Here is a 24717-nt window from a genome sequence, read left to right as displayed (position 1 = left end):
ATTTCATTCGGCACAAAGATATTCTTGAAAAATATTTGGGTAAAAAATATCCGAAATGGAAAACCAGTGAAGGTGCTGAATTTTTAAAAGATATAGAAACATTACGTGACAGCGGCAAGCTAATTCATGTCGGTCAAGGTACTATTAAAAAGGGACAACCTCTTATGGAAATATATAGAGGTGAAGGGATGACTTATATATCCAAAAAATTACCTGATGGAGCCGAAGAGTTTGTAACGCTCATTGAGTCAGGAAAAGGTATGGATCTCGGAATAATATTATCTCCATAGAGGGCAGTACATGGAAAATTTTATTAATGCTCTTACTAATGAGCCAATTATTGACGTTATTGTCTCTGGTTATATTGACTCTGAAAGCCCTTCAGTGTTTCACCCCATGTACGATCGCGTGTATTTTATTTTCAATAACATGAAGTTCGAGGTATGCATTGATAATTTTGGGTTTATTAATGCTAATAAAGTGGCAGAAATAGAAATATGGTTTGAACTCGATGAAGATGATAAATTTTCTTTGATGTCTATTTATTCTCAATTATTTAAAACAGAGCAGGAAATAACGGTCACGTCAGTGAATAATCAATCTGAACCGTTCGGAATTCTAACGTTGAGCTATCGAGAAGGACTTATTGATAGACAGTTATGTTTAGATCCACATAATTTTTTCGGGTTCACTTTTTTATAACGCTCTTATGACAAAACCGGAAGAGATCCCCACGATTCTTCCGGCTTTATTTTACCTGCTGTTTATCATGAGCGATGTCAGAGATTAATCTCCGTCTCAATCACTATCCTTCCCCGCTCAACCGTCACGGTGATGGGCATCTCGGTCATGAAGCCAGACTCTTCCAGCCAGCGGCTTTTTAGGTTAACCGCTGACGCCGGATTAGGCTTGCCGTTTTGCGGGGCGTATCCCACCGCGTAGTAACGTTCTGTTTTGGTAGCTTTATTAACGGTGACGCCTGACTTAGAATGTGCCTTAGCCATAGTCAACTCCTTCCAGTTGGTTGTGGTGAGTGGGGTGGTTGTGTTCGCGCACGTCAGCCCCGCGCTATCTTTATGATAACTCTGTCTTATCTTGCCAGCGCCTGTAACTGCTTCTTGGTTAAAAAGGCATCCAGCAACTTATTAATCACTTCCTTATCCTCTTCGGGCAAGTGCTCGACTTCCTGAAACTGTCGCACTAACTCGCGGACTTCAAATCTTGCCTTCGCCGCGTCATCGGTGCAGATAATCTTACGACCTGCGCGACCGGGTGGTGCGTGAGTGGCAGAACGGTACGGAAGTGCGCACCAACCGCGACAGTGAAGGGTATCGGCTGGACAAGACCGGCCGGGTGCTATCGGTTCTGACCGGCGGCGCGGGCAGAGCGCCGACTGCCGAGACCGACTACCACTATACCCGCACCGGCCTGCCGCAGGAGCAGGGACGGCTGACCGAGTGGGAAGCCGGCCGTCTGGTGCAGCGCGACGACATGTATTACACCTACGACCGGGCGGGACGTCTGGTGCGCCGACAGCAGGTCAAACCGGGGTTCCGGGCGCAGGTGTGGCACTACCGCTGGGATAGCCGCAACCAGCTAAGGGCGGTGGACACCCCGAGCGGCGAGACGTGGTTTTATCGCTACGACCCGTTCGGACGTCGGGTCAGCAAACGCTGCGCCGAGCGCGGCGAAGAGGTGCGCTACCTGTGGGACGGCGACCAGATAGCGGAAGTGCGGCATTACCGTCACGGGCAACTGACGTCGCGGCGACACTGGGTCTACAACGGCTGGGAACTGGTGGTGCAGCAGTGGCACACCGCCGCGGGCGGCTGGGACACGGATTTTGTGAGCAGCGCGCAAAACGGCGCACCGCAGGCACTGTACGACAGCGAAGGCGAACTGCGCTGGCAGGCCCCGAAAGCCACGCTGTGGGGCCAGCGCGCGGTCGCGAAAACGGAGAGCGCAGACCCGGGACTGGCCTTCGCCGGACAGCTCCGTGACAGCGAAAGCGGCCTGTGCTATAACCGATTTCGGTACTACGATCCCACCGGCGGCGGGTATATCTCGCCGGATCCGATAGGGGTGTTGGGGGGGAAAGCAATTATGCTTATGTGCACAATCCCAATACTTGGGTTGATCCGCTGGGGTTGGCGAAGTGTCAATTAGCTAAATCTGGGGAAGACTTATACGTAGGAACATATAGCCAAGTCAGGGGGGCTAACATTAAATCTGGATTGAATCCTACGCATACCCCTCACCATGCTATTCAAAATGCGGCAAGCCCAACAACTCATGGGCGAGGAATAACAATTAATATGCGAAAAGACCTTCACGAATTGACTTGGACTTACAAAAAACCGATGGTTCGTGGTTTAAGTAATCGGGAGTATTTGGCTAGAGATATTGTTGACTTGCGTAAAATATTGGGCAATGCGGGTTATAGCCGAGATGTTATAAATCGCCAATTGGGTGAGTTAATTAGGCAGAACAAAGAACTTTGGAAAACATTGGGGCAATAAACATGAATACAGAAGAAGCTCTGGATTTTCTTTCTCAAAATCAGCCGATGCCTTCCGATGCGCTCTTGTCTCAAGATAAAATTGATAGATATGATGAAGTTAGACGCTATTTTGTTGATAAGCCTGATGCCAGAGCCATCAGTCTATTTTTAAGATCTTATGGTGAAGGTGATGGTTGGGGCGTTTATCAGTTAGTTGAAGATTTTTTCTATCAATGCAATCCCGATGATGTAAAAAAAGAAATAAAAATCATTCTCGAAGATAAGAATACACCTGATAGCGTTAGATACTGGGTAACTCAGGTATCAGCAGCTTTCAGTGATGAAATGTTCAGGGCTGGGCTTGAGATATCGTTAGGATCTGACAATCCTGATATAAAAGAGGCCGCAGAAATAACAATATCGATACTGGACGAATAATTTAATAATAAGCCGAAAGCGATCCCAACGATCCTTCCGGCTATTTTTTACCTACTGCTTATCGTATGTGCCGTCATAGATTAATCTCGGTCTCAATCACCAGTCTCCCCCGCTCAACCGTCACGGTGATCGGCATCCCGGTCATAAAGCCACATTCTTCGAGCCAGCGACCTTTAAGGTTGATGGCGGAAGGCGGGTTAGGCCTGCCGTTTTGCGGGGCGTATCCCACGGTGTAGTAACGCGCTGTTTTGGTTGCTTTATTAACGGTGACGCCTGACTTAGAATGTGCCTTAGCCATAGTCAACTCCTTCCAGTTGGTTGTGGTGAGCGGGCTGACGTGTTGCAAGCGCGTCAGTTCCGCGTTAGCTCCGTTACTTTGCCAGCACCTGTAACTGCTTCTTGGTTAAAAAGGCATCCAGCAACTTCTTAATCACTTCCTTATCCTCATCGGGCAACTGCTCGACTTCCTGAAACTGCCGCAGTAACTCGCGGTCTTCAAATCTTGCTTTAGCCGCTTCATCCGTCGCCCCTTCCAGCCGGTAATCTTACGACCTGCGCGACCGGGTAGTGCGCGAGTGGCAGAACGGCACGGAAGTGCGCAGAGCCTACGATGAGCACAGCGTCACGCGCACCCTGCTGTGGTCGAAAGAAGAAAAGGAAGAGGAAGAGGAAGAGGAAGAGGAAGAGGAAGGACTGACCAGCACCTTCCGCTACAGCCGGACCGGTGAGCTCAAGCAGGTGGTGCTGCCGGACGGTGCGGCGCTGACAATAAATCACGATGCCGCCGGGCGCGAGAGCGAACGCCGGGGCGGGCGCTTCCTGCAAACGCGCGAGTACGACGCGATGGGCTGGCTGACGCGCGAGATGAGCGGTCAGGCGCACGACGGACGGCTACAGGCGCAGCAGACGCGGGAGTACCGCTACGACGGCGCGGGCAACCTGACGGGCGTGCGCACCAATCGCGACAGTGAAGGCTACCGGTTGGACAAGACCGGCCGGGTGCTGTCGGTTCTGACCGGCGGCGCGGGCAGAACACCGACTGCCGAGACCGACTACCACTATACCCGCACCGGTCTGCCGCAGGAGCAAGGACGGCTGACCGAGTGGGAAGCCGGCCGTCTGGTGCAGCGCGACGACATGTATTACACCTACGACCGGGCCGGACGTCTGGTGCGCCGACAGCAGGTCAAGCCGGGGTTCCGGGCGCAGGTGTGGCACTACCGCTGGGATAGCCGCAACCAGCTAAGGGCGGTGGACACCCCGAGCGGCGAGACGTGGTTTTATCGCTACGACCCGTTCGGACGTCGGGTCAGCAAACGCTGCGCCGAGCGCGGCGAAGAGGTGCGCTACCTGTGGGACGGCGACCAGATAGCGGAAGTGCGGCATTACCGTCACGGGCAACTGACGTCGCGGCGACACTGGGTCTACAACGGCTGGGAACTGGTGGTGCAGCAGCGGCACACCGCCGCGGGCGGCTGGGACACGGATTTTGTGAGCAGCGCGCAAAACGGCGCACCGCAGGCACTGTACGACAGCGAAGGCGAACTGCGCTGGCAGGCCCCGAAAGCCACGCTGTGGGGCCAGCGCGCGGTCGCGAAAACGGAGAGCGCAGACCCGGGACTGGCCTTCGCCGGACAGCTCCGTGACAGCGAAAGCGGCCTGTGCTATAACCGATTTCGGTACTACGACCCCACCGGCGGCGGGTATATCTCGCCGGACCCGATAGGGGTGTTGGGGGGTGATAATAATTACGGGTATGTGCAGAATCCTCTGGATTGGGTTGATCCGCTGGGGCTTGCTGGTTGTTCATCTAAAGGATTTAATAAAAGAGATAGAATTACCAGTCGCTGGACTAATCGTTTGACAGGGAAAAAACCTGCGGATGTTCATAATTATTTAACGTCGAAAGGCTGGTCGAGAACATATCCTCAGGCTGGCAAGCCAGGCGCTATCCAGCATACTCAATATGTTAAAACAACAAAGTCAGGCACTACTTATAAATTAGACTATCATCCAGGTGGATCTGGCTCTCAGAAGAATATTCATGGGAATGACTACTGGAAAGTTTATCGTGATGCTAATGGTAAAGATGTCGTTTATGGTCGAATAGGTCACGGTGGGTTTGAAAATTATGATCTTATTACAGATTCGCCAGTTTATATCGATGGTGTCTTAATGAATGGTGGGTTATAAATGATCGATATCAATGCCGATATTATTTCCAATAAATCGATTGGAAATATCGCTTTAGGCGATAATGTTGAAAAATATTTCAGTAAAATGTATTTAAATCATTCCATTAGGATTTTCGATTATTTTTTGCCTGATGATGAAAAAAGAATTGCGTATGTTATTGATGAAACAATTACGATAGCTACATTATCTAACGGTTTAATTATATCTGTCGGATGCAATGAGAGATACAGAGGTCATTACATGAACTCTTTGCATACTGGAATGAGAATGTCCGATATAATTAAATTGACTGATAAACAACGTATCTTTAATGGTTGTATTATAATAAATGATGACTTTGGTTTTTCAATTGATCTTCCTGAGCCATATGATGAAATAGCAGATGATATAGATCACATTCCTTTGAATCTTATTCTGAAAGAAATGAGAGTTTCTGATTATTATTCATGGAAACCTAAAAAATAGGTAATAAACCGGAAGCGATCCCAACGATCCTTCCGGCTGTTTTTTTACCTGCTGTTTAATTCAAGGCGTCAGAGATTAATCTCCGTCTCAATCACTATCCTTCCCCGCTCCACCGTCACGGTGATCGGCATCCCCGTCATAAACCCCGACGCTTCCAGCCAGCGGCCTTTAAGGTTAATCGCGGACGGTGGGTCGGGCTTGCCGTTTTGCGGGGCATATCCCACGGTGTAGTAACGCGCTGTTTTGATTGCTTTATTAACGGTGACGCCTGACTTAGAATGTGCCTTAGCCATAGTCAACTCCTTCCAGTCGGTTGTGGTGAGCGGGCTGACGTGTTGCAAGCGCGTCAGTTCCGCGTTAGCTCCGTTACTTTGCCAGTACCTGTAACTGCTTCTTGGTTAAAAAGGCATCCAGCAACTTCTTAATCACTTCCTTATCCTCATCGGGCAACTGCTCGACCTCCTGAAACTGCCGCAGTAACTCGCGGTCTTCAAATCTTCCTTTAGCCGCTTCATCCGTCGCCCCTTCCAGCAGGTAATATTACGACCTGCGCGACCGGGTGGTGCGCGAGTGGCAGAACGGCACGGAAGTGCGCAAAGCCTACGAGGAGCACAGCGTGACGCGCACCCTGCGGTGGTTGGAATAGTAAGAAGAAGGACTGCCCAGCACCTACCTACAGCCTTACCGGCAGCATGCTGCCGCCGGGCGAGAGAGAACGCCGTAGCATTGCACATTATATCTGAGGTCGGTGAGTGCGCCGCTTGCCTTCCCGTAGAAGCAGAAAGGCAAACGAGGATGGAGGAGGACGGCGCAGAGCAAGTCTGCGCCTGAGGTGGGATTTATTGGGCCTGCGGCGTTGGCAAGGCCTCAACCTCAGCAGCTGGCGTAGACTGCAATGACAGCAGGAGCCCTTCGCGACGCTGTGTGGCGGCGTCCTCGTACCTTTTCAGGCGGTCGTAGACGTCGGCGCACCAGGCGTAGTCGTAGGCGTCTGGACGCAGCGCCAACGCAGCCTGGAAAGCTTCGGCGGCCTGTTCCCATTCGCCGTGTTTCATCAGCAGCTGGCCCAGCGTACTGTGCAGCAAAGGAACGTCGGCATGCTGTTTGATCAGCTGGCGCAGAATTTTTTCCAACTGTTCCGGGTTACCGGCGTCCAGCCGCGGCATCAGTAGGATCAGTCTTTCGTCATACTGACGTTTTAAGGCGTCGACGATGATTTGCTGCGCGGTCTGGTGGTCGTCGCATTCAATCAAATGCTCCGCCATCGCAACCTGCAGCGCCTGCTCGTTGCGTACGCGGCGGCTCTGATTCTTCCACCACTGTTTCAACCCTTCGCTGCCGCCTTCCGACATCGCCTGATTCATCAGACCCAGTGTCGCCTGCTGTTGCAGGGCCGCCAGCTCGGCTTCATCGTGCAATTGGGTTTTGCGCATGGCGGGCAGGATATCCAGCAGCGCGCTATAGGCATGGGTGCGCAGGAAGGCTTGCTCGGCCAGTCTCAGCACTTCAGGGTGGCGCGGCGCGACTTCCAGCAGACGATCCGCGCCGTGGCGAGCGGCATGGTCTTCATGACGGGCCAACTGAATACGAACGCGGGTGATATCGACCGGTAGCTGGTCGGTGTCGGCGATTTCAGCGGCGCGTTCGAGATACTGCCGGGTGCGGAATTCATCGCCTCGCTGTTGTGCGGCTTCGGCGGCCAGCAGATAGTTCACTACCGGTTGATCGGCATGATCGGCGTTACGCGTCATGAGCTTCTCGACCTGGCGATAGTCGCCTTCCGCCAACTTAAGCAGTGCGGCTTTGGTCTGTTTGCGAGCACGGCTGCGTTTACGACCGAGGAACCAGCCGCGCGTGCGTGCGCCGGTACGGAAAACGCGTCGCAGTATCCACTCGACCAGCAAAAAGGCCAGCAGGAACAAGACCAGCATGATGACAAGGCCGGTGACGCTGGTTTCCACGTTGTAGTTATCGGTCTGGATCAGCACGTAGCCCTGGTGACCGGCGACCATCGGTCCCGCGACCAGACCGGCGATCAGCACGATAAAAAGCAGAAGAACCTTAAGCATAATCACTCTCCCTGCGGCGCGGCTGACGGTTGCGCCAGCAGGTTACGGACCCGGGTCTGCATCACTTTTTCCAGCAGAGGCTGACTTTGCAGTTCGGTCGGAACATCCATCGAGACCGACTGTTGGCTGAGTGCGTCCAGCTGTTCCAGGAAGGCTTTGGTTGCCGCGTCGTTGTTATCGAAGTAGGCGCGAACCCATACCGCGGCGGTTTCCAGCGACTGTCGATAGGTTTCGTTTTGATGGCGCGGCACCGCCTGAGCGGCGACGAGCAGACGGGCGCGGATATTTTCGCGCAGGTAGATATCCTGGTTTGGCGCCAGCAGCGGTTCGGCGCCGCTGTCGCGACGACGGACGGTGATGAATTCCGACAGGAAATTGTGCCAGCTTTTACTCAGGTTCTGGCGCCATTCGCTTAGCGAGGCGGACAGGGACGTGTCGTTCTCGTCCATCGGCGCTTCGTCCAGATCGCTGTCCGCCATGCGCAGGTTATCCACTTGATCGGCCAACTGATTTACCTTGAGAATGATGCCGTCGAAATCGACCTGATTGACGCTGGCTAACGTGCTGATGTCATGTGTGATAGCGCGACGGAGGTCGATCAGGCTCGGGTCTTTCATCTCCGCCAGGCTGGCGTCGGCGCTTTTAAGCAGCGTACCTGCGGTAGTGACGTCTTTGTCCGCCCACAGTTTGCGGCCGGCCATTTTCACCAGGAAGTCGGCTTCGGACAGCAGCCAGGTTTTGGCGTCATGATTGGAGAGCGCATCCAGCTTTTCCTGCAGATCGCCCACCTGACTGTTCAACGCCGTGAGACGTTGCTCGCTGGCGTTTTGCGTCTGGCTTTGCTGAGCCAGGGATTGCTGCCAGGAGTGTTGGTTTTGCTGCTGTTGCTGTTTGAACCCGTCAAGTTGTTCCTGTAATTGCGCGACGATCGCCGACTGTTTCGACGTCTGCTGATGCGCGTAATAGTAAACGCTGCCGCTCAAGCCGAGTGCGATAACGATGGCTGCGGCACCCAGGAGCACTCCGTAACGCTGAGGTGCTGACGGTGTCGGTTCGGGTTGTGTAGTGGACGATTCTGCCCGTTCAACAACTTCTTCGTTCGAGGTTGTGGGGGTCATGCGTTCCGTCATAATGAGACATCCTATGATCAGGTTTGTTGTAGTGCGCGCAGCAGCGCATCGTTATCTGCATTATCGGCGACCGCAATGTCGCGCCAGCCAAAATCATGGGCCAGGGTAGCTAGTCGTTCGCTGACCACCACCATTCGGCGGCTCAGTAGCCACGAAGCCCGATAATAATCAGGAACTAAAGTATAGATCTGTTGCAGCATTTCTCCGCTGGTGACGATCAGCGTATTCACGCCGAGCGTTTGCCAGCGCAGCGTTTGCTCAGCACCGTCATAGTGGACCGGCGTCCGCTGGTAGCATTCGCAGTAGCTGACGCGCGCGCCGCGTTGGCGGAGCGTCTCGGCCAGCAATTCCCGGCCGCCGTTCCCGCGCAGCAGCAGGGCCTGCTTTCCTGTCACCTGTTGAAGCGATGGCTGTTGCAGCAGCGTTTCGCTGGTGCCGTGGCTTTCAGGATAGATGACCGGTCGACGGGTGACGGTATGCAGCGCCAACCCGGTGGTGCGGCCGACGGCATAGTAATGCAATGTTGTCGGCCAGCTTAGACCCACCTGCGATAAGGCTGGCTGAGCAAATTTTACGGCCTGGTGAGAAAGTGCGAAGACCAAATCACCCGGCTGTAATGTATTCAGCATAGCGGGTAACTGGGGCAGTTCGCGACCCATTGTAAATTCAACCAATGGACAGTGGTAGGCCGTGAGTCCGGCCTGACAGAGACGGGAAACCAGTTGCTCGCCCGCAGGAGAGGGGCGGGTAACTAAAATCGTCATGACGACGAGGCACCGTAAACAGACTGCAGAATCTCTCCGGCACCGCAGGACAGCAGCTCTTCGGCCAGCGCAATGCCGATGCTTTCGGCCTCTGCGCGGGGGCCGCGACGTTCGCGCAGGATGATACGGCTGCCGTCCGGCGCGCCGACCAGCGCGCGCAGCCACAGGGTATCGCCCTTCAGCTCCGCATAGCTGCCGATCGGCACCTGACATCCGCCTTCAAGGCGCGTGTTCATGGCGCGTTCCGCCAGCACCCGCGTGGCGGTGTCGGCATGATTCAGCCGGGCCAGCAGGCTTTGCGTTCGAACGTCGTCCAGTCGGCATTCGATACCGACCGCGCCCTGACCGACCGCGGGCAGCGAAACTTCCGGGCTCAACGCACAGCGTACGCGGTCTTGCATACCCAAGCGGTTAAGTCCGGCAACGGCGAGAATAATCGCGTCATATTCGCCGTTATCCAGTTTTGACAGGCGTGTGCCGACGTTGCCGCGCAGGTCGCGCACTACCAGATCGGGGCGGTTGGCGCGCAGCTGGCACTGACGGCGCAGGCTGGACGTACCGACGCATGCGCCTTCAGGTAATGCGTCCAGATCGGCGTAACGGTTGGAGACGAACGCATCTCGGGGATCGTCGCGCTCGCAGATGGTGACCAGTCCAAGTCCCGGCGGAAAGTCTACCGGCACGTCCTTCATGGAATGTACGGCGATGTCGGCGCGATGTTCCAGCAGGGCTAGCTCTAACTCTTTGACGAAAAGGCCTTTTCCACCGACTTTGGCAAGCGGAGTATCCAGCAGAACGTCTCCCCGTGTTACCATCGGTACCAGCTCCACCTGTAAATCCGGATGACAGGACTGCAACTGTTGTTGTACATAATGAGCCTGCCATAAGGCGAGCGGGCTTTGTCGGGTGGCAATTCGGAGAGTATTCTCTAACATGCTGGATACCGTTGTTATCGTTTCGTTGCATCGTATCATTGATGCTGCGCCAGTGTCAGTTGCCGGGCTGTGGCTAAACCTCAGTTGGTAACGATTGCAATGATAGCAGCCATAAATCATAAATGCTGGCGGAGTCTGAGTGAGCGACAGCAGGACCGATCCCGCAGTGTAGACCGAAAATTCTGACTTTTTTTACTTTCTTTACGCCTTTTCAGCAAGGTGTTAAATTGATCACGTTTCCAGCAATAAACTGTCCGCCATTCCTCTAAATCGCTACTCAGGACAGGTTGGTTTGGAAAAACGGCTTTTTTTTAGTCACTGGGATAATCAGGCGAAACGTCTTGTACCTCTACATCGAGACACTGAAGCAGAGACTGGACGCGATTAACCAACTGCGAGTTGATCGCGCTCTGGCAGCAATGAGACCCGCTTTCCAGCAGGTTTACAGTCTTTTGCCAGTTTTACTACATCACCACCATCCCCAGATGCCGGGCTACCTTGAAGGTAAGGTCCCACACGGCATATGCCTCTACACGCCTGATGAAAACCAACAACGCTATTTCGATGACGCCCAGCTGATTGGCGGGATGGCGGAGCCGTTGTGCAAGCAGGGCGAATTCCCCATCAATGGCATTTATTCGATGGGCAGCACTTCTTCGATTGGTCAAAGCTGCACGTCCGATCTGGACGTATGGGTTTGTCATCAATCCTGGCTTGATACCGAAGAGCGTCAGCGCTTACAGCAGAAATGCACGCTGCTGGAACAGTGGGCGGCGGGTCTGGGGGTGGATGTCAGCTTCTTCGTTATGGACGAAAACCGCTTCCGTCACAACGAGAGCGGCAGTCTGGGCGGCGAGGACTGCGGGTCGACCCAGCACATTCTGTTGTTGGATGAGTTTTACCGCACCGCCGTACGCATGGCGGGCAAGCGCATCCTGTGGAACATGGTGCCGGTAGAAGAAGAGCCGAATTACGACGAATACGTCATCAACCTCTATTCGCAGGGCGCGCTGGCGCCGAATGAGTGGCTCGATCTGGGCGGACTCAGCACCTTATCGGCAGAAGAGTATTTTGGCGCCAGCCTCTGGCAGCTCTACAAAAGCATCGACTCCCCCTACAAAGCGGTGCTGAAAACGCTGCTGCTGGAAGCTTACTCCTGGGAGTATCCCGATACCTGTCTGCTGTCGGCCGAAATCAAAACGCGTTTGCATAAAGGCGAAATCGTGTCGTTCGGTCTCGACCCGTACTGCATGATGTTGGAGCGCGTCACCCACTATCTCACCGCCATCGACGATATGCCGCGTCTGGACCTGGCGCGCCGCTGCTTCTATCTCAAAGTCTGCGAAAAATTGTCGACCGGCGTCGGCAAGACCGCCTGGCGCGAGCAGATCCTCACACAGCTGGTTCAGCAGTGGGGCTGGGACGACCAACGTTTGCAGATGCTGGACGACCGCGCCAACTGGAAAATTGAGCAGGTGCGCGAAGCGCATAATGAACTGCTGGATGCGATGATGCAGAGCTATCGCAATCTGATTCGCTTTGCCCGACGTAACAACCTGAGCGTCAGCGCCAGCCCGCAGGATATCGGCGTGCTGACGCGCAAGCTGTACGCCGCCTTCGAGGCGCTGCCGGGCAAGGTGACCTTGGTGAATCCGCAGATCTCCCCTGATTTGTCCGAGCCGGACCTGACGTTCATCTACGTGCCCGCCGGGCGCGCTAATCGCAGCGGCTGGTATCTGTATAATCAGGCGCCGTCGATGGATGCGATCATCAGCCACCAACCGCTGGAATATAACCGCTACCTGAACAAGCTGGTGGCCTGGGCCTATTTCAACGGTCTGCTGACGTCCGCCACGCAGCTGCATATCAAAGGCGGAGATCGATGCGACTTAGCCAAGCTCAAGGAGCTGGTCTCCGACGTGGCGAGCCACTTCCCGCTGCGTGTCGCGCCGCCGACACCCAAAGCGCTCTACAGTCCGTGCGAAATTCGTCATCTGGCGATTATCGTCAATCTCGAACACGATCCGACGGCGGCCTTCCGTAATCAGGTCGTGCATTTCGATTTCCGCCAACTGGACGTCTTCAGCTTCGGTCAGCAGCAGCAGTGCCTGGTCGGCAGCATCGACCTGCTGTATCGCAACTCCTGGAATGAGATCAGAACCCTGCACTTCAGCGGCGAACAGGCGGTGTTGGAAGCGCTGAAAACTATTCTGGGCAAAATGCATCAGGACGCCGCGCTGCCGGAGTCGCTGGATGTTTTCTGCTACAGCCAGCATCTGCGCGGGCTGATCCGCACGCGCGTGCAGCAACTGGTGTCGGAGTGCATTGAACTGCGCCTGTCCAGCACGCGGCACGAGCCGGGCCGCTTTAAAGCGGTGAAGGTGGCGGGGCAAACCTGGGGACTGTTCTTCGAACGGCTCAGCGTATCGGTGCAGAAACAGGAGAACGCGGTAGAGTTCTACGGCGCGATCTCCAACAACAAGCTACAGGGTTTGCCTATTCAGGTGGAAACCGCCGCGCATGTTCATTTGCCGCCGGTCATCGATGGCGTCGCCAGCGAAGGCATCATTCAGTTCTTCTTTGAAAATCGGACGGATGACGAGGGTTTCAATATCTATATTCTGGATGAGACCAACCGCGTGGAAGTGTTCCACCACTGCGAAGGCAGCAAAGAGGAACTGGTACGTGACGTCAGCCGCTTCTACTCTTCCTCGCACGACCGCTTCACCTACGGCGCCAGCTCGATCAACTTCAACCTGCCGCAGTTTTACCAGATCGTCCAGGTCGATGGTCGCACGAAGGTGATCCCGTTCCGCAAGAGCGACCTCTCGCCGATGTGCATGACCTCGCTGCAAGACGATCCCGCGCGGCTGAACCCGCGACAGCTGCAAACGCTGTAGTCTGCGCTACGGCGGAAGTCGGCTTGTGCGTTAACGCTCATCTCCCGGCGCGTCGCCCTATAACGATACGTGAACGCTCTCTCACTTGCTCTCGGCCTGAGCGCTCGCTTTTAGCGAAGAGTCCTCGTACATCGGTCTGATTAATCGAACTCCCCGTCGTTGATTTTCGATTCCTGTTGATTTTCATGATCCAGCTGCGATTATAGAGAGCATGAGTCTCTGAACGACAGGTTTAACGTTATGAAAACGCTATTTCGCCAAGCTGCGCTGGCACTGGTTGCACTCGGGGTTGTCGGTTGTGGTCTGAAAGGGCCGTTGTACTTCCCGCCGGAGCACAAAAGCACGACGCCGAGCGAATCTCAGACACAGAAAAATACGACACCGCAACCATCGACTAACCGGCCATAACGGCGGACGATCAAACGGGATTTCCCATATTTTAACAGGTCACGATAGCGTATTTACCGCGTCCGGTTGAGCCAGCGGAGTCAGGATAATGCAGTTCTCCAAAATGCACGGTTTAGGCAATGACTTTATGGTTGTCGATGCCGTTACGCAAAATGTCTATTTTTCACCCGAACTCATCCGCCGGCTGGCGGATCGCCACTGCGGCGTAGGCTTCGACCAGTTGCTGGTTGTCGAACCGCCGTACGATCCTGAGCTGGATTTTCATTACCGTATTTTTAACGCCGACGGCAGCGAGGTTGCGCAGTGCGGCAACGGCGCTCGCTGCTTCGCGCGTTTCGTACGTCTGAAAGGGCTGACGAATAAACGTCATATTAATGTGAGCACCCATAGCGGGCGTATGGTGCTGTCGGTCACCGAAGACGAACTGGTGCGGGTCAACATGGGCGAGCCCAACTTTGAACCGCAGCAGATTCCGTTTCGCGCCGCCAAAGCAGAGAAAACCTACATCATGCGTGTGGCGGACCACACCGTGCTGTGCGGCGCGGTCTCAATGGGCAACCCGCACTGCGTTGTGCAGGTCGATGACGTTGATACGGCGCCGGTCGAAACGCTGGGTCCATTGCTCGAAAGTCATGAACGTTTCCCTGAACGCGCTAACATTGGTTTTATGCAGGTCGTTAATCGCGATTCCGTCCGGCTGCGCGTTTTTGAGCGCGGCGCGGGTGAAACGCAGGCCTGCGGCAGCGGCGCCTGTGGGGCCGTCGCGGTTGGGATTCAGCAAGGGCTGCTGTCGGCGGAAGTCAAAGTGCAACTGCCGGGCGGCGAGCTGGATATTCATTGGGCGGGGCCGGGAAACCCGTTGTTCATGACCGGTCCGGCCACGCATGTCTATGATGGATTCATTCATTTATGAAACGCGTCGAGGAGCAGCAGGAACAGGCAGATCGCGAGGTTGAACTCACGGACGACATGGTGCTGCAGTTCCTGCACCAAAACCCCGATTTTTTCATCCGTAATTCCCGCCACGTCGAACAAATGCGCATTCCGCACCCGGTGCGAGAAAGTGTGTCTCTGGTCGAGTGGCAGCTATCGCGTCAGCGTACCCAAATCCAGCATCTGGAAGAGGACATTACGCTCCTGATGGAGCAGGCCGCGCAGAACGAGGCGCTGTTCAATCAGCTGTTGCAGTTGCAGCTGGCCTTATCGGCGGCCGACTCTTTGCAGGATCTGCTGGACCGGTTGCAGCGCTGGGCGCGCAAGCTCGGGCTGTCCGGCGCCACGGTGCGATTGTTCAGCGACAAATGGCGCATCGGCGCGCCGTCTGATTTCACGCATCTCGCGCTAAATCGCACGTTGTTCGAACCCTTGCGCATTCAGCGCTTGGGGAAACGGAATCACTATCTCGGCTCGCTGAACGGACCTGAACTTTTGCTGCTATTGCCTCAGGCGCGGCAGGTGGGGTCGGTCGCGCTGTCGTTGATGGGCGAAAAAGGCGATCTGGGTCTGCTGATTTTCAGCAGCCGCGATAGCCATCATTATCAGGAAGGGATGGGGACCGTACTTTTGCAGCATCTGGCGACGATTTTGCCGATGGTTCTGCAACGCTGGATCGAACGGCTATGAACGTCCCCGACTCGCCCTTGCTGACGCAGGCCGACGCCTTTTTACGTTACCTGCGCGTCGAGCGACAGCTCAGCCCGCTGACGCAAAGCAGCTATGCGCACCAACTTCAGGCTGTGATCACTATTTTATCCGCCTCCGGCATCAGCGACTGGCGTCAGCTGGATGCCGCCGGAGTGCGTGCGGTGGTCGCGCGCAGCAAACGCGACGGACTACAGTCCTCCAGTCTGGCGCTGCGCCTTTCCGCACTGCGCAGTTTTCTGGACTGGATGGTGAGCCGCGGTGAGTTGAACGCCAACCCTGCCAAAGGGATAGCCACGCCGCGTGCCGGACGCCATCTGCCGAAGAATATGGATGTGGACGAGGTCAACCGTCTGCTGGACATCGACGAGAGCGATCCGTTGGCGGTCCGCGATCGGACGATGCTGGAAGTGATGTATGGCGCGGGTCTGCGTCTGGCCGAGCTGGTCGGTCTGGATCTGGGGCATATCGATCTGGACAGCGGCGAAGTCTGGGTGATGGGGAAAGGCAGCAAAGAGCGTCGTTTGCCGCTGGGCGGAACGGCGGTGACTTGGCTGAACCGCTGGCTGGCGCTGCGGGAGATCTACGCGCCGGATGACGACGCGGTGTTCGTCTCCAGTCTCGGTAAACGTATCTCCATGCGCAACGTGCAGAAGCGCTTTGCCGAGTGGGGCGTGAAGCAAGGCGTGAACAGCCACATCAATCCCCATAAGCTGCGCCACTCCTTTGCGACGCATTTGCTCGAGTCGAGCGGCGACCTGCGTGCGGTTCAGGAACTGTTGGGACACGCCAACCTCACCACGACTCAAATTTATACGCATCTGGATTTCCAGCATTTGGCCTCGGTCTATGATGCGGCGCATCCTCGCGCGAAACGAGGCAAATCCTGATGCACGTCTACCGTCCGCTGGGCCCTATCGCGGCCATCACTTTCGATCTGGACGACACGTTATACGATAACGCCGAGGTGGTGCGGCGCAGCTCGCGCGAAGCGCTGCAATTTCTACGCGCTCTCCATCCGGGATTGAGTTCGTTGACCGAAGCGGAGTTCGGTGCGATGCGTGACGAATTGCGTACGCAGGAACCGGAGATCTATCACGACATGACCGAATGGCGTCGCCGTACGGTGGTGCTGGCGCTGCGGCGTCAGGGAGTGAGTGAGGCGGAAGCGGACGACGGCGCGGCGAAAGCGATGACGCACTTTGCCTACTGGCGCAGCCGTATCAGCGTGTCACAGGAAACTCACGACACGCTTGGGGCGCTGGCTCAGCGCTGGCCGCTGGCGGCGATCACCAACGGTAACGCCGATCCTCATGCCTGCGGTCTGGGCGAATACTTCCAGTTTGTCCTCCGCGCCGGTCCGGACGGCCGCGCCAAGCCGTGGCACGATATGTTTCATGAGGCCGCGGAGCGTCTCAATTTACCGTTGCATCACCTGCTGCATGTGGGGGATGATCTCATCACCGACGTGGCCGGCGCCGTACGCTGCGGGATGCAATCCTGCTGGATCGGGGTGCAGGGAGCCAACCTGATGCAGCTTCGCGACGCTCGGCTGCTGCCGCATATTGCAATTGCAAGGTTGGCATCGCTGACGGCATTGCTATAATTCACGCCTTCCACTGTATGCATAAACAGAGGTGAACTGTCGCCATGTGGTGACGGGATGCCCTTTTCACGGATAACCGACGCCTATGGACGTATCTGATCTGCTCGACAGCCTGAACGATAAACAACGCGACGCCGTCGCGGCTCCCCGCAGCAACATGTTGGTGCTGGCCGGGGCTGGCAGCGGCAAGACGCGGGTGCTGGTGCATCGTATCGCCTGGCTGATGTCGGTGGAGAACTGCTCCCCGTACTCCATCATGGCGGTGACGTTCACCAATAAAGCCGCCGCAGAGATGCGCCATCGAATCGAACAGTTGATCGGCACCAGTCAGGGCGGCATGTGGATCGGCACTTTTCACGGTCTGGCGCATCGGCTGCTGCGCGCGCATCATCTTGATGCCGGACTGCCGCAGGACTTTCAGATTTTGGACAGCGAAGACCAGCTCCGTCTGCTCAAACGGCTGGTCAAAGCGCTCAATCTGGACGAGAAGCAGTGGCCGCCGCGGCAGGCGATGTGGTACATCAACGGCAAAAAAGACGAGGGCCTGCGTCCTCAGCATATCGAAAGCTACGGCAATCCGGTGGAGCAAACCTGGCTCCGCGTGTATCAGGCCTATCAGGAAGCCTGCGATCGCGCCGGACTGGTGGATTTCGCCGAACTGCTGCTGCGTGCCCATGAATTGTGGCTGAACAAGCCGCACATTCTGCAGCACTACCGGGATCGCTTTAACAACATTCTGGTCGACGAATTCCAGGACACTAACCGCATTCAGTACGCCTGGGTGCGTATGCTGGCAGGCGACAGCGCCCGGGTCATGATTGTGGGTGACGATGACCAGTCTATCTACGGCTGGCGCGGGGCGCAGGTCGAAAATATTCAGCACTTCCTGAACGATTTCCCGCAGGCTTCCACCATCCGTCTGGAGCAGAACTACCGTTCCAGCGCCAATATCCTCAACGCGGCCAATGCCCTGATCGCCCATAACGGCGATCGTCTGGGGAAAAATTTGTGGACCGACGGCGTCGAAGGCGACCCGATTTCCCTGTACTGCGCGTTCAACGAACTGGACGAGGCGCGGTTTGTCGTCAGCCGCATCAAGGCGTGGCAGGAAATGGGCGGCAGCCTGAACGAGTGCGCCATTCTTTACCGCAGCAACGCCCAATCCCGTGTGCTGGAAGAGGCGCTGCTACAGCAAAGTCTGCCTTATCGCATTTATGGCGGAATGCGCTTCTTCGAACGACAGGAAATCAAAGACGCGCTGGCCTACCTGCGGCTGATCGCCAACCGTAACGACGATGCGGCGTATGAACGCGTGGTGAATACCCCGACGCGCGGCATCGGAGACCGGACGCTGGAAGTGGTGCGTCAGGCCGCGCGCGACCGTCAGCTGACTCTGTGGCAGGCCACGCGTGCGTTGTTGCAGGAGAAGGCGCTGGCCGGACGCGCCGCCGGTGCGCTACAGCGCTTCCTCGAACTGGTGGACGCGTTGGCCAACGATACCGCCGAGCAGCCGCTGCACGTACAAACTGACCGCGTGATCAAAGACTCCGGCCTGTGGAGCATGTATGAACAGGAAAAAGGCGAGAAGGGCCAGACCCGCATCGAGAACCTGGAGGAACTGGTCACCGCGACGCGCCAGTACAGCTATCAGGAAGAAGATCAGGATCTGATGCCGCTGCAGGCGTTTCTGTCTCATGCGGCGCTGGAAGCCGGAGAAGGGCAGGCGGATGCCTATCAGGATGCGGTCCAGCTGATGACGCTGCATTCCGCTAAAGGGCTGGAGTTCCCTCAGGTCTTCATCGTTGGGATGGAGGAAGGCATGTTCCCAAGCCAGATGTCTCTCGAAGAGGGCGGGCGACTGGAGGAAGAGCGCCGACTGGCGTATGTCGGGGTGACCCGTGCGATGCGTAAACTGACGATGACCTACGCGGAAACTCGCCGTTTGTACGGCAAAGAGGTTTACCACCGCCCGTCGCGTTTCATTGGCGAACTGCCGCAGGAGTGCGTGGAGGAAGTCCGACTGCGCGCCAGCGTGTCGCGGCCCGTTAATCAGCAGCGGCTAGGAACGCCGATTTCCGAGAGCGACAGCGGCTACAAGCTGGGGCAGCGCGTGCGTCATGCCAAGTTCGGCGAAGGGACCATTGTCAATCTTGAAGGCGGCGGCGACCATTGCCGCGTTCAGGTGGCCTTCCCCGGTCAGGGGATAAAATGGCTGGTGGCGGCTTACGCAAAGCTGGATATCGTATAAACTGATTACTGAACAGATTGTTGCATTAATGGCCTGCGTGCGTGTTGACAGCCTTTTTCATCTCAGCGTAACATGCGCGCATCATTATTCCCGGAGGACCCACGCCTTGGACACACCCAGTCGATACTGGCTCACACACCTATTTCGTAGGTACAACTTCTAAGGCTATCCTCCGTTGCTGATAGCCTTAGTGGTTGTCAGCGATCTCTTCACACATCGCATCGAGTCAGCACCGTCAAACGGTCTGGAATCGGATGGTGATTTTTCACCCTCTTTCCTGTGTTTCAAGCGCGTATTGTCCCTGCCAGAACACCTTTAGGGAGCATGACCTATGCTGAGCGCATTCAAGCTGGAAAACAGCCGTTTAACTCGTCTGGAAATGGAAGAAAGCCAGGATCTCACCTCGTCGGTATGGGTAGATTTGGTCGAACCGGACGTTATCGAGCGGGACCAGGTACAAACCCAATTGGGCCAAAGCCTGGCGACTCGACCTGAACTGGAAGATATTGAAGCCTCCGCGCGTTTCTTCGAGGATGAAGACGGTCTGCATATTCACTCCTTCTTCTTTTATGAAGATGCGGAAGATCATGCGGGCAACGCGACCGTGGCGTTCACCATTCGCGACGGACGTTTGTACACTCTGCGCGAACGCGAGCTGCCGGCGTTTCGCCTGTACCGCATGCGCGCTCGCGGACAAACGCTGATTGACGGCAACGCTTATGAGCTGCTGCTCGACCTGTTCGAAACCAAAATCGAGCAGTTAGCGGATGAAATCGAAAATATCTATAGCGATCTGGAAGCGCTGAGTCGCGTCATCATGGATGGCCATCAGGGCGATGAGTACGACGACGCGCTGTCGACGCTGGCGGAGCTGGAAGATATCGGCTGGAAGGTGCGTTTGTGTCTGATGGATACCCAGCGCGCGCTGAACTTCCTGGTGCGTAAAGCGCGGTTGCCGAGCGGTCAGTTGGAGCAGGCACGGGAAATTCTGCGAGATATCGAATCGCTGCTGCCGCATAACGAATCGCTGTTCCAGAAGGTGAACTTTTTGATGCAGGCGGCGATGGGCTTTATCAATATCGAACAGAACCGCATCATCAAGATCTTCTCGGTGGTGTCCGTGGTATTCCTGCCGCCGACGCTGGTGGCTTCCAGCTACGGCATGAACTTTGAATTCATGCCGGAACTGAGACTGGCCTTTGGTTATCCAGCGGCGCTGGTACTCATGGTGTTGGCCGGTCTGGCGCCTTACCTGTACTTTAAACGCCGCAACTGGCTGTAACTGTCGAATAATAGAAAGAACAGGCCTCGTCGCTCGCGACGGGGCCTTTTTTTACGCCAGACGTTTGTGCATTTGCTTTTGCTGCGTGTGCAGCGCGTCGCCGATGAAAATCGCCAGCGCTAACCAGATGAAGGCAAAGGTGACCAACTGATCCTGGGTGAACGTCTCGTCATAAACCACGACGGCCAGCAAAAACACCAGCGTTGGTCCGATGTACTGGAAGAACCCCAGCGTAGAGAGACGCAGGCGCACGGCGGCGGCGGTGAAAAACAGCAGCGGGACGGTGGTGACGACACCGGCGGCAAGCAGCAGCAGATCCAGCGACAGCGAATTCTGAGTCAAATGACTGGTCGGCGTGTCGGCGAAGCAAAACAGATACACCAGCGCCACGGGCAGCAGCCACAGGGTTTCGACCAGCATGCCGGTTTGCGCATCGACCCCGATCTTTTTACGTAACAGGCCATAAATGGAAAAGCTAAACGCCAGCCACAGGGCGAGAAACGGAAGGGAGCCGAATTTCCACAGCTGCACCAGCACACCGCATACCGCTAACGCAACGGCGAGCCACTGCATGGGACGGAACCTTTCCCCGAGAAACAGCAGCCCGAGCAGCACACTGACCAGCGGATTGATGAAATAACCCAGGCTGGCTTCCAGCATATGGTGGTGGTTGACGGCCCAGATATAGATTAACCAGTTGCTGCCGATGAAGAGGGCGCTCACGGCCAGCATCAGCAACCGTTTCGGCTGTCGCAGAAGCGTGATGGCCTGCTTCCATTGGTGACTGACGCTGAGCAGGACCAGGATAAAAAAGAACGACCAAATCACGCGGTGAGAAACAATTTCAGTAGCGGGAACCTGTTCGATGAGTTTGAAGTAAGCCGGGGCGATACCCCAGATGATGTAAGCGCCAAGAGCGAACAGGACTCCCTGGCGGGTTTGCTGCGTTTCCATTGTAATAGCTCAGTATGAACGGAGGTAAACGACTATTTTACTTAAAATACCGCCCGCCAACACCCGTATATTGCCGTAATTACGGCACGAGAGTGGTTTACCCGGTCGGCATGACGGCGTCATCTGGCTGGACAAAGAGAATGCCGATCCCGCGCGATCCATCGTGAATACGGGCGGCGAATGGGAAATGAAAGCCGCCGCCATACAGAAAATACCGATTCATAGCAGCCTATAACGTAACCGCTTAGTTTCTGTGTACAATGCGAGCGTCAAATCAAAAAATAACCTTATTAGACAGCTGGAGAAATACGGGCATGCGTAAAATTTGGGGTGGTGTGCTGGCGTTGCTGCTAACGGCGCAGGTCCAGGCGCAAGAAGCCACAGTGCAGGAAATTCATGATAAACCGGCGGTTCGTGGCAGCATCATCGCCAGCCTGCTGCAAAAACATGACAGTCCCTTTATTCTTTATCCTTACGAAAATAACTACCTGCTTTACACCTATACCAGCAACATCAACCGGGAAGCGATTCAGAGCTATAACTGGGGAAATAACGCTCGCAAAGACGAGGTGAATTTCCAGATCAGTTTAGGCTTCCCGCTATGGCGCGGTATTTTGGGCGACAACTCACTGCTTGGCGCATCTTATACCCAAGGCTCCTGGTGGCAGCTTTCTAATAAAAGCGAATCGTCTCCGTTCCGTGAAACTAACTATGAGCCGCAGATCTTCCTGGGGTGGGCGACGGACTACAGCCTGGCGGGCTGGACCTTACGTGACGTGGAAGTCGGCTTTAACCATCAGTCGAATGGTCGCTCCGATCCCACCTCACGCAGCTGGAACCGTGCCTATGCGCGCCTGATGGCGCAGAACGGCAACTGGCAGGTGGAGCTGAAACCCTGGCTACGTTTCTCCGACAGCAAAGATGACAACCCGGATATCACCCGCTACATGGGGCATTATCGCGTACGCGTCGGCTACCTGTGGGGCGACAGTATTTTCAGCGCGGAAGGGCGTTACAACTGGAACAGCGGTTACGGCGGCGGTGAAGTGAGCTGGAGTTATCCGCTGACGGAGCACGTTCGCTTCTACACGAAAGTCTTCAGCGGCTACGGCGAATCGCTGATCGACTACAACCACCGTCAGACGCGTGTCGGCGTCGGCGTGACCCTGAACGATATGTTCTGAGGCCGCTTTCAGTCAGCATTGTCGAGAGCAGTGAATAAAAGCCTGCACACAAACGTTGCAGTTTTATCAAACGGCGCTGAAAATAGCGCCTGTTTGTTTTTATAAAAGCGGTGAAGGCGTGTCTACGGCAGAAGTATTGAATAAAGAAGCGCTGGCGACGCAGGTATTGCGCGAAACTTTCGGGTATCAGCAGTTCCGGCCCGGCCAGCAAGCGATTATCAACGCTGCCCTCAACGGGCAGGACTGCCTGGCGATCATGCCCACGGGTGGCGGTAAATCCCTGTGTTATCAAATCCCCGCTCTCGTCATGGAAGGGCTGACGCTGGTGGTGTCTCCGCTGATTTCCCTGATGAAGGATCAGGTGGATCAGCTGCAGGCCTACGGTGTTTCCGCCGCCTGTCTGAACTCCACGCAAACGCGCGAGCAGCAGCATCAGGTCATGACCGGCTGCCGCAACGGCGATATCAAACTCCTCTATATCGCCCCTGAACGTCTGACGTCTGACAGTTTTCTCGAACACCTGTCTTACTGGCCGCTGGCGATGATTGCCGTCGACGAAGCGCACTGTATTTCCCAATGGGGACACGATTTCCGGCCGGAGTACCGGGCGTTGGGGCAGGTGAAGCAGCGTTTCCCCGGCCTGCCGGTCGTGGCGCTGACCGCCACGGCGGACGACACCACGCGTCAGGACATCGTACGCCTGCTGGATTTGCACGATCCCCTCATCCACATCAGCAGCTTCGACCGTCCCAACATTCGCTATACGCTGGTGGAAAAATTCAAGCCGCTCGATCAGCTGTGGATGTTCGTACAAGGCCAACGCGGGAAATGCGGCATCGTTTACTGCAACAGCCGTGCGAAGGTCGAAGATTTGTGCACGCGCTTGCAGAATCGGGGCCTGAGCGTGGGGGCCTATCATGCGGGGCTGGAGAACGAACGTCGGGCTCAGGTGCAGGAAGCGTTTCTGCGTGACGACTTGCAGGTCGTCGTTGCCACAGTGGCGTTTGGGATGGGGATCAACAAACCTAACGTCCGCTTCGTGGTGCATTTCGATATTCCTCGCAACATCGAATCGTATTATCAGGAAACCGGCCGCGCAGGACGTGATGGCCTGCCGGCGGAAGCGGCGCTGTTTTACGATCCGGCCGACATGGCCTGGCTGCGCCGTTGTCTGGAAGAGAAACCGGCGGGTCCGCAGCTGGATATCGAGCGTCACAAGCTCAACGCCATGGGCGCGTTTGCGGAAGCGCAGACCTGTCGACGACTGGTGCTGCTCAACTACTTTGGCGAAGGGCGCCAGCAGTCGTGCGGCAACTGCGACGTCTGTCTGGACCCGCCTAAAAGCTATGACGGACTGGTCGATGCGCAGAAAGCATTATCCTGCGTCTATCGCGTAGGTCAGCGATTCGGTATTGGCTATATCGCGGAAGTGCTGCGCGGGGCCAATAACCAGCGTATCCGGGAGTTTGGTCACGACAAGCTGCCGGTCTACGGTCTTGGCAAAGATAAAACGCAGGAACAGTGGGTGAGCGTCCTGCGCCAGCTCATTCATCTGGGGCTGCTGATGCAGAACGTGGTTCAGCATTCCGCGCTGCAACTGACCGAAGCGGCCAGACCGGTGTTGCGCGGCGATGTCCCGCTGCAACTGGCCGTTCCGCGCTTGATTAACCTCAAACCGCGCGTCAGCCAGAAATCATATGGCGGCAACTACGACCGCAAACTGTTCGCCAAACTGCGCAAGCTGCGTAAATCCATCGCCGATGAAAACAACATTCCGCCGTACGTGGTTTTCAGTGACGCGACGCTGTTGGAGATGGCGGAAATTCTGCCGGTCACGGCCAGCGAACTGCTGAACGTCAATGGCGTGGGTCAACGTAAACTGGAGCGTTTCGGCGTGCCGTTCATGACGCTCATCCGCGAGCATCTGGAAAACGACGACTAACTTGTATGCGCCCGCGTGGTATAGGGGCGACACAACGATAACAACGGGAGTTTCA

General features: G+C 55.8%; 24 protein-coding genes and 2 pseudogenes. 17 read left to right on the top strand and 9 right to left on the bottom strand.

Going from position 1 to position 24717, the window contains the following annotated elements; translation table 11 throughout:
• Positions 1-300 precede the first annotated feature (300 nt).
• On the top strand, positions 301-702 hold the full coding sequence (locus CKQ53_RS04090; protein ID WP_094118911.1) for a hypothetical protein: 402 nt from the start codon (positions 301-303) through the stop codon (positions 700-702).
• A 77-nt stretch (positions 703-779) separates the two neighbouring features.
• On the opposite strand, the gene CKQ53_RS04085 is transcribed toward CKQ53_RS04090, so the two are convergent.
• Positions 780-1004, bottom strand: a complete 225-nt coding sequence (locus CKQ53_RS04085) for a SymE family type I addiction module toxin (protein WP_118894668.1) — start codon at positions 1002-1004, stop codon at positions 780-782.
• A gap of 286 nt (positions 1005-1290) precedes the next feature.
• Here CKQ53_RS04085 and CKQ53_RS18655 point away from each other — a divergent pair.
• The 3 genes and pseudogenes from CKQ53_RS18655 to CKQ53_RS04070 form a co-directional block, all read left to right on the top strand.
• Positions 1291-2177 (top strand): annotated as a pseudogene (locus CKQ53_RS18655) (RHS repeat-associated core domain-containing protein); the annotation flags it as partial.
• 138 nt (positions 2178-2315) lie between these two features.
• A complete protein-coding gene (locus CKQ53_RS18650) occupies positions 2316-2519 on the top strand; it encodes a hypothetical protein (protein ID WP_244201066.1) in 204 nt (67 codons plus the stop codon).
• Between the two features lie 2 nt (positions 2520-2521).
• Entirely contained in the window at positions 2522-2938 is a 417-nt protein-coding gene (locus CKQ53_RS04070; RefSeq protein WP_085653874.1) for a hypothetical protein, read from the top strand.
• Positions 2939-3011: 73 nt separating this feature from the next.
• On the opposite strand, the gene CKQ53_RS04065 is transcribed toward CKQ53_RS04070, so the two are convergent.
• Entirely contained in the window at positions 3012-3236 is a 225-nt protein-coding gene (locus tag CKQ53_RS04065; RefSeq protein ID WP_085653875.1) for a SymE family type I addiction module toxin, read from the bottom strand.
• 248 nt (positions 3237-3484) lie between these two features.
• Between CKQ53_RS04065 and CKQ53_RS04055 the strand changes: the two are divergent.
• Positions 3485-4747, top strand: a pseudogene (locus CKQ53_RS04055) (RHS repeat-associated core domain-containing protein); the annotation flags it as partial.
• 384 nt (positions 4748-5131) lie between these two features.
• Positions 5132-5599, top strand: a complete 468-nt coding sequence (locus CKQ53_RS04050; protein ID WP_094118647.1) for a hypothetical protein — start codon at positions 5132-5134, stop codon at positions 5597-5599.
• Positions 5600-5667: 68 nt separating this feature from the next.
• Here the strand turns inward: CKQ53_RS04050 and CKQ53_RS04045 are convergent, their stop codons facing one another.
• The 5 genes from CKQ53_RS04045 to hemC all read right to left on the bottom strand — a co-directional run bounded on the left by CKQ53_RS04045 (position 5668) and on the right by hemC (position 10497).
• Entirely contained in the window at positions 5668-5892 is a 225-nt protein-coding gene (locus CKQ53_RS04045) for a SymE family type I addiction module toxin (protein ID WP_094118646.1), read from the bottom strand.
• A gap of 546 nt (positions 5893-6438) precedes the next feature.
• Positions 6439-7668, bottom strand: a complete 1230-nt coding sequence (gene hemY, locus CKQ53_RS04035) for a protoheme IX biogenesis protein HemY (RefSeq protein WP_094118645.1) — start codon at positions 7666-7668, stop codon at positions 6439-6441.
• A gap of 2 nt (positions 7669-7670) precedes the next feature.
• The gene (gene hemX / locus CKQ53_RS04030; protein WP_094118644.1) at positions 7671-8798 is read right to left on the bottom strand and encodes a uroporphyrinogen-III C-methyltransferase; all 1128 of its coding nucleotides are present in this window, start codon (positions 8796-8798) and stop codon (positions 7671-7673) included.
• A gap of 17 nt (positions 8799-8815) precedes the next feature.
• The gene (hemD, locus tag CKQ53_RS04025; protein ID WP_094118643.1) at positions 8816-9562 is read right to left on the bottom strand and encodes a uroporphyrinogen-III synthase; all 747 of its coding nucleotides are present in this window, start codon (positions 9560-9562) and stop codon (positions 8816-8818) included.
• Entirely contained in the window at positions 9559-10497 is a 939-nt protein-coding gene (hemC, locus tag CKQ53_RS04020) for a hydroxymethylbilane synthase (protein WP_094118642.1), read from the bottom strand. Before hemC ends, hemD begins: the two co-directional genes overlap by 4 nt.
• Before the next feature lie 341 nt (positions 10498-10838).
• On the opposite strand from hemC, the gene CKQ53_RS04015 reads away from it, so the two are divergent.
• The 9 genes from CKQ53_RS04015 to corA all read left to right on the top strand — a co-directional run bounded on the left by CKQ53_RS04015 (position 10839) and on the right by corA (position 20582).
• On the top strand, positions 10839-13397 hold the full coding sequence (locus tag CKQ53_RS04015) for a class I adenylate cyclase (RefSeq protein WP_094118641.1): 2559 nt from the start codon (positions 10839-10841) through the stop codon (positions 13395-13397).
• A 240-nt stretch (positions 13398-13637) separates the two neighbouring features.
• Entirely contained in the window at positions 13638-13805 is a 168-nt protein-coding gene (lptM, locus tag CKQ53_RS19000; RefSeq protein WP_085653650.1) for an LPS translocon maturation chaperone LptM, read from the top strand.
• A gap of 88 nt (positions 13806-13893) precedes the next feature.
• Positions 13894-14718 (top strand): diaminopimelate epimerase, encoded by an 825-nt coding sequence (gene dapF, locus CKQ53_RS04005; protein WP_094118640.1) that lies wholly within the window; start codon positions 13894-13896, stop codon positions 14716-14718.
• On the top strand, positions 14715-15428 hold the full coding sequence (locus CKQ53_RS04000) for a DUF484 domain-containing protein (protein ID WP_085653652.1): 714 nt from the start codon (positions 14715-14717) through the stop codon (positions 15426-15428). The genes dapF and CKQ53_RS04000 overlap by 4 nt, the downstream gene beginning before the upstream one ends.
• Positions 15425-16336 carry a tyrosine recombinase XerC gene (gene xerC / locus CKQ53_RS03995; RefSeq protein ID WP_118894664.1) on the top strand — a complete coding sequence of 304 codons (912 nt, stop codon included), beginning with the start codon at positions 15425-15427 and terminating at the stop codon, positions 16334-16336. Before CKQ53_RS04000 ends, xerC begins: the two co-directional genes overlap by 4 nt.
• Complete coding sequence (gene yigB, locus CKQ53_RS03990) at positions 16336-17052, top strand: 5-amino-6-(5-phospho-D-ribitylamino)uracil phosphatase YigB (RefSeq protein ID WP_094118639.1); 717 nt, start codon at positions 16336-16338, stop codon at positions 17050-17052. Before xerC ends, yigB begins: the two co-directional genes overlap by 1 nt.
• A gap of 85 nt (positions 17053-17137) precedes the next feature.
• Complete coding sequence (gene uvrD, locus CKQ53_RS03985) at positions 17138-19300, top strand: DNA helicase II (RefSeq protein WP_094118638.1); 2163 nt, start codon at positions 17138-17140, stop codon at positions 19298-19300.
• A gap of 28 nt (positions 19301-19328) precedes the next feature.
• Complete coding sequence (gene ysgD / locus CKQ53_RS18995; protein WP_409359768.1) at positions 19329-19463, top strand: YsgD/CorL family protein; 135 nt, start codon at positions 19329-19331, stop codon at positions 19461-19463.
• 168 nt (positions 19464-19631) lie between these two features.
• On the top strand, positions 19632-20582 hold the full coding sequence (gene corA / locus CKQ53_RS03980; RefSeq protein WP_094118637.1) for a magnesium/cobalt transporter CorA: 951 nt from the start codon (positions 19632-19634) through the stop codon (positions 20580-20582).
• Positions 20583-20633: 51 nt separating this feature from the next.
• On the opposite strand, the gene rarD is transcribed toward corA, so the two are convergent.
• Both rarD and CKQ53_RS18920 read right to left on the bottom strand, forming a co-directional pair.
• Positions 20634-21536: an EamA family transporter RarD gene (gene rarD / locus CKQ53_RS03975; RefSeq protein WP_085652839.1), complete on the bottom strand. Its 903-nt coding sequence runs from the start codon at positions 21534-21536 to the stop codon at positions 20634-20636.
• Positions 21537-21633: 97 nt separating this feature from the next.
• Positions 21634-21759 (bottom strand): hypothetical protein, encoded by a 126-nt coding sequence (locus CKQ53_RS18920; protein ID WP_254901589.1) that lies wholly within the window; start codon positions 21757-21759, stop codon positions 21634-21636.
• Between the two features lie 91 nt (positions 21760-21850).
• Between CKQ53_RS18920 and pldA the strand changes: the two genes are divergently transcribed.
• Both pldA and recQ read left to right on the top strand, forming a co-directional pair.
• A complete protein-coding gene (gene pldA, locus CKQ53_RS03970; RefSeq protein ID WP_085652840.1) occupies positions 21851-22720 on the top strand; it encodes a phospholipase A in 870 nt (289 codons plus the stop codon).
• Between the two features lie 118 nt (positions 22721-22838).
• On the top strand, positions 22839-24662 hold the full coding sequence (gene recQ, locus CKQ53_RS03965) for an ATP-dependent DNA helicase RecQ (protein WP_085652864.1): 1824 nt from the start codon (positions 22839-22841) through the stop codon (positions 24660-24662).
• Positions 24663-24717: the final 55 nt, after the last annotated feature.

This window comes from Lonsdalea britannica (assembly GCF_003515985.1).
Classification (GTDB): domain Bacteria; phylum Pseudomonadota; class Gammaproteobacteria; order Enterobacterales; family Enterobacteriaceae; genus Lonsdalea; species Lonsdalea britannica.
This window is presented reverse-complemented; position numbering and strand designations above follow the sequence as displayed.

Coding starts and splice junctions, on each gene's coding strand:
- CKQ53_RS04090 (WP_094118911.1), top strand. CDS start 301: ATGGAAAATTTTATTAATGCTCTTACTAATGAGCCAATTATTGACGTT.
- lptM (WP_085653650.1), top strand. CDS start 13,638: ATGAAAACGCTATTTCGCCAAGCTGCGCTGGCACTGGTTGCACTCGGG.
- ysgD (WP_409359768.1), top strand. CDS start 19,329: ATGGCCTGCGTGCGTGTTGACAGCCTTTTTCATCTCAGCGTAACATGC.
- CKQ53_RS18920 (WP_254901589.1), bottom strand. CDS start 21,759: ATGAATCGGTATTTTCTGTATGGCGGCGGCTTTCATTTCCCATTCGCC.
- CKQ53_RS04070 (WP_085653874.1), top strand. CDS start 2,522: ATGAATACAGAAGAAGCTCTGGATTTTCTTTCTCAAAATCAGCCGATG.
- CKQ53_RS04000 (WP_085653652.1), top strand. CDS start 14,715: ATGAAACGCGTCGAGGAGCAGCAGGAACAGGCAGATCGCGAGGTTGAA.
- hemY (WP_094118645.1), bottom strand. CDS start 7,668: ATGCTTAAGGTTCTTCTGCTTTTTATCGTGCTGATCGCCGGTCTGGTC.
- CKQ53_RS04050 (WP_094118647.1), top strand. CDS start 5,132: ATGATCGATATCAATGCCGATATTATTTCCAATAAATCGATTGGAAAT.
- hemX (WP_094118644.1), bottom strand. CDS start 8,798: ATGACGGAACGCATGACCCCCACAACCTCGAACGAAGAAGTTGTTGAA.
- xerC (WP_118894664.1), top strand. CDS start 15,425: ATGAACGTCCCCGACTCGCCCTTGCTGACGCAGGCCGACGCCTTTTTA.
- CKQ53_RS04085 (WP_118894668.1), bottom strand. CDS start 1,004: ATGGCTAAGGCACATTCTAAGTCAGGCGTCACCGTTAATAAAGCTACC.
- dapF (WP_094118640.1), top strand. CDS start 13,894: ATGCAGTTCTCCAAAATGCACGGTTTAGGCAATGACTTTATGGTTGTC.
- CKQ53_RS18650 (WP_244201066.1), top strand. CDS start 2,316: ATGCGAAAAGACCTTCACGAATTGACTTGGACTTACAAAAAACCGATG.
- CKQ53_RS04065 (WP_085653875.1), bottom strand. CDS start 3,236: ATGGCTAAGGCACATTCTAAGTCAGGCGTCACCGTTAATAAAGCAACC.
- pldA (WP_085652840.1), top strand. CDS start 21,851: ATGCGTAAAATTTGGGGTGGTGTGCTGGCGTTGCTGCTAACGGCGCAG.
- rarD (WP_085652839.1), bottom strand. CDS start 21,536: ATGGAAACGCAGCAAACCCGCCAGGGAGTCCTGTTCGCTCTTGGCGCT.
- corA (WP_094118637.1), top strand. CDS start 19,632: ATGCTGAGCGCATTCAAGCTGGAAAACAGCCGTTTAACTCGTCTGGAA.
- hemD (WP_094118643.1), bottom strand. CDS start 9,562: ATGACGATTTTAGTTACCCGCCCCTCTCCTGCGGGCGAGCAACTGGTT.
- CKQ53_RS04045 (WP_094118646.1), bottom strand. CDS start 5,892: ATGGCTAAGGCACATTCTAAGTCAGGCGTCACCGTTAATAAAGCAATC.
- yigB (WP_094118639.1), top strand. CDS start 16,336: ATGCACGTCTACCGTCCGCTGGGCCCTATCGCGGCCATCACTTTCGAT.
- hemC (WP_094118642.1), bottom strand. CDS start 10,497: ATGTTAGAGAATACTCTCCGAATTGCCACCCGACAAAGCCCGCTCGCC.
- uvrD (WP_094118638.1), top strand. CDS start 17,138: ATGGACGTATCTGATCTGCTCGACAGCCTGAACGATAAACAACGCGAC.